This window comes from Lancefieldella parvula, assembly GCF_963530955.1.
GTDB lineage: Bacteria > Actinomycetota > Coriobacteriia > Coriobacteriales > Atopobiaceae > Lancefieldella > Lancefieldella parvula_A.
The window spans coordinates 1-4,015 of the sequence record NZ_CAUSFQ010000106.1; the positions used below are offsets into that span (position 1 = coordinate 1).

Sequence of the window (4,015 nt, forward strand, 5' to 3'; positions counted from 1 at the left end):
TATATTGTTTGCCTTCAAGCGTTGTTTGGCTGCTGTTTGGATATGCCTGCTGGTTATATTCATCTTTGTCGCCAGCGCGGAATTTATGCGTGGAGCGCCTGATAACGTTCTGGTAAATCTGCGAAGCAAGCGCCGAGGCGGCGGCACCAACGGCCACGCCGATAATCGAGCCTGCAATACCAATCTGGTTTGACAGTACAAACGCAGTCACCGCGGCAAGCGATGTTGCCAAAATTTGGGTAATTGAGACGTCCTTAAGAAGGCTGGGCTTCTCGTTTGTTGCCTCATCTGTAGGCTGAGCAGGCGAAGCTAATCGAGTTTTGTCTGCATCAAAGTGCTTATAGCTCACAAGATGCTCCTTTCTTCGAACTGATAGCCTACCTCATTTTTGTGAAGATGTAATGTTTCGTCGCTAAATCGCAACATCAGAGGGCAGTAAGTTTCATCCAACATACAACTTCAGTGTCGGAAATGGCGAGAAGTTCTGTGAGTAACTAAGCGATTTTCTTATGCGCGTGTTTCTCGCCATGTATTTGTTAAAAACGACCGTATCAAAGGTGATGAAACAAGGTATCATTTATATGTATCAGTTTTCCGTCAAACGGAGGTTTAGCATGCTTGTAAGCGCAAAAGCCATGCTCCAGAGTGCCGAGAAGGGCCACTATGGCATCGGCGCATTCAACGAGAACAACCTTGAGTGGACCGCAGCAATCCTTGATGCAGCAGAAGAGCTTCAGTCTCCTGTCATCATTCAGTGCACCAGCGGCGCAGCAAAGTGGCAGGTAAGCTACCGCGTTGTTGCAGACATGGTTCGTCGTCTTGTTGAGGACAAGAACATCACTGTTCCAGTTGCTCTTCACCTTGACCACGGTTCATACGAGGATGCATTCAAGTGCATCGAGGCTGGATTTACTTCCATTATGTACGATGGTTCTCACGAGCCTGATTTTGAGACCAACCTTAAGCGCACCGAAGAGGTCGTAAAGGCAGCTCACGCAAAGGGTATTTCTGTTGAGGCTGAGGTCGGCGGCATCGGCGGCACCGAGGACGGCGTTACCGCTAAGGGCGAGCTTGCTGATCCTGAGCAGTGCGCAAAGATTGCTGACCTGGGCGTTGACTTCCTTGCATGCGGCATCGGCAACATTCATGGTATCTATCCAGCTAACTGGGAGGGCCTCTCCTTCGACCAGCTCAAGGCTATCAAGGAGCGCGTTGGCGATCTTCCACTTGTTCTTCACGGTGGCACCGGCATTCCTGTAGAGCAGGTTCAGAAGGCTATCTCTATGGGCATTTCCAAGATCAATGTCAACACCGATCTTCAGCTTGTCTTTGCTGAGGCAACCAAGAAGTACGTTGAGGCTGGCCTTGTTGACAACGGCAAGGGCTACGATCCTCGTAAGCTCCTAAAGCCTGGTCGTGAGGCAATCGTTGAGCGCACCAAGGAGCTCATCCGCGAGTTTGGTTCCGACGGTAAGGCTTGGAACTAACCTTCGGCATGCGCTGAGCGCGGGCGTTGGCACGTTGATGCGATGATGCGACGCACGCTCGCAGCTAGTTAAAGCGACGGACCTGGATTTTCTCCAGGTCCGTTTTTTTGTTTGGGCTGGCATGTGCGAAAGACATGCGCCCAGCACGTTCTTCTCGCGAGGGGCGGGTGATGTGTTTGATGTGAGCCTGAATTTCTCGCCAAGTCTGAACGATTTGCCGGATTTTCTCACCATGTCTGAGTAATTTGCCTGTTTTTCTCGCCTTATCTGAGTGATTTTGTTCAGACTTGTTAAACATTTCAGGCTCAGTTTCATGAAAGAGAAGTGCGCAAGCCGCTTGGTCAAGTTCGCATTTCGGACTAGCGTCAATTAACGTGTAATACTCATTTGCGTCATGCAGTATGGAGAAGAATACTCATTTAAATATGGAATTCTAATTTTGTCACTTATTTGTCACGAAATTGAGAAAATACATTTATTTAGCGGTCTAATCTTTGTAGCAGGACTTTTATAAGATGATATTTTAAGGTGTTTTTAATCTATCTGCGGAAATAAGGTATTAATCAAATATTCGTAGGTTTTTTGTTGTTTTGCTTATTTGACTTTTAGAAATACTATTCCCATATGGAATATTACCTTTCACATACATCTGCTCTACAAATTTATCGTGCTTTGCGAACACGGAGACACGAACTCTTAACTCATGGATTTAATGAGTATCTGAATAAGTTCAATTTAGATGCTAGACAATTACTGGCCAAAGATGATATTCCTTATCGCGATTTGGTTAGAGCTATTAATGCCGAGTTGCTAGTAGATTATGGTATTGAACTTAAAAATCCAGTCGAAATTACTGTGAGTAATAAAAAGAATTCTTGTGTTTATGAGGGAATTCATTTTCATGTGGATACCTGTGCTTCGTTTGGTTCTGTGATAAAACTGAATATAAACAGTTCTTCAGTTTTAATTTCATCTCCATTTGAATTGCTGTTTCAAATGGCTTCTAAATTGAGCCTGTTTGAACTAGTACTCCTCATTTCAGAATTCCAAGGACGTTTTGTTATTGATGCGTCAACAGGAGAATTGCAGTCAAATTGGTATACGCCTCTTTTTAAAAAGTCAGAATTACTTGCATATCTCACCAAAAAGAAAGGTGTTAGATCTTTTAGAAAAGTAAAGGCTGCGGCAGATTTGTCTGTTGAAAATGCAGCTTCGCCGATGGAGGTTAAACTGGCACTTCGAGCTTTATTGCCAGTGTATAAAGGTGGATATGCTATTCCATGCGTTGAGTTAAACAAAGAATTTGAGATACAAAATATGTCAGGTATCAAATCTCAAAAGAAAAATCGTGCAATCAATCTACTTCTATCCAGCGGTGTATCAAATGCACGAGGTACTCAAAATGTAGCACTTGAATATAACGGATCTGTTCATGAATCGATTGATGCCGCAGACAGGGACTACAAACGAAATAACGAACTTTTAGCTGCTGGTATAGAAGAGTTTGTAATTAGCAAAAATGAATATGACGATATCGTTTTTATGGATAATCTATTTACGGTCATTCGCTCTAGGCTAAATCTACCAAGAAGACATACATCTTCAAAACAAAGGCAAATTGAAAGAGAGAAAAGAATTAAATTGTGGAAAGAGTTAGAAAAGATTTAGAAATACTAACTTGAATCTACGATAAATTCTTCAAGCCTAGGAAATCGTTCAAGCCCTAGGAAATCGATCAAGCCCTAGGAAATCAGAGCCTGAATAACTTACCAAGTCTGAGTAAAATCGCTCAGACTTGGTGAGAAAAACCGGCAAATCACTCAGACATGGTAAGAGAATCCGGCAAATCGTTCAGACATGATGTGATTTTCAGGCTCACGCTCGCCGCACTCCTGGTGCGTCTTTCTCGCGAGAAACCCGGTGCACTTCAGAGCCCTCTTGTCATGAAGCCCCACCGCACACGACAATAAAACCGCAGCTTAAACGCTTACTCAGCGGTAGGGTTGTCGGCGGGGGAGACGTGCATGTTGCCTTCGTTGCGGGCGATGTCTGCGAGCGTCTTGCTGTCCAGGAAACTGGAGGTCATGCGGCCAAGGTCGCGCCAAATGTTGATGGTGGTGCAGGACTCCATCTGGGGACAGAGGGTGGTGTTTGTGCAGTTCAAGCAGCTAGCGGGCGCAAGATTTCCTTCGGCTGCACGAAGAATCTCACCCAGCGTGTAGTCCTCGGGCTTGCGTGCGAGGCGATAGCCGCCGCCCTTTCCGCGCAGACTCTCGACGTATCCAGCCTTGTGCATCAGGGCAATGACCTGCTCAAGGTACTTGCGCGAGATGTTCTGGCGCTCGGAAACGTCGCCCAGCGAGACCCATCCCTCGTGAACGGCCAGGTCAGCCATTGCGCGGAGTGCGTACATTCCCTTTGTAGAGAACATTCCGGCCACGGCTACTCGCCGTCCTCGGCGCGCTTGCTCTCGGTGCCATCCTCGGCGTGCTTGCTCTCGGCGCCGTCCTCGGCGCGATTACTCTCGG

Annotated in this window: 4 protein-coding genes and 1 pseudogene; 3 read left to right on the forward strand and 2 right to left on the reverse strand. The window is 46.3% G+C overall.

Going from position 1 to position 4,015, the window contains the following annotated elements:
• A pseudogene (locus RWJ43_RS06250) lies at window positions 1-349 on the reverse strand (hypothetical protein); the annotation flags it as partial.
• A 265-nt stretch (window positions 350-614) separates the two neighbouring features.
• On the opposite strand from RWJ43_RS06250, the gene fba reads away from it, so the two are divergent.
• From fba to RWJ43_RS06265, 3 genes are all read left to right on the forward strand, one after another.
• Window positions 615-1,487: a class II fructose-1,6-bisphosphate aldolase gene (gene fba, locus RWJ43_RS06255; RefSeq protein WP_035432865.1), complete on the forward strand. Its 873-nt coding sequence runs from the start codon at window positions 615-617 to the stop codon at window positions 1,485-1,487.
• A 624-nt stretch (window positions 1,488-2,111) separates the two neighbouring features.
• Window positions 2,112-3,155 carry a hypothetical protein gene (locus RWJ43_RS06260; RefSeq protein WP_314009020.1) on the forward strand — a complete coding sequence of 348 codons (1,044 nt, stop codon included), beginning with the start codon at window positions 2,112-2,114 and terminating at the stop codon, window positions 3,153-3,155.
• Window positions 3,156-3,313: 158 nt separating this feature from the next.
• Entirely contained in the window at window positions 3,314-3,457 is a 144-nt protein-coding gene (locus RWJ43_RS06265) for a hypothetical protein (RefSeq protein ID WP_314009022.1), read from the forward strand.
• 17 nt (window positions 3,458-3,474) lie between these two features.
• On the opposite strand, the gene RWJ43_RS06270 is transcribed toward RWJ43_RS06265, so the two are convergent.
• Window positions 3,475-3,927 (reverse strand): Rrf2 family transcriptional regulator, encoded by a 453-nt coding sequence (locus tag RWJ43_RS06270; RefSeq protein ID WP_314009024.1) that lies wholly within the window; start codon window positions 3,925-3,927, stop codon window positions 3,475-3,477.
• Between the last annotated feature and the right edge of the window lie 88 nt (window positions 3,928-4,015).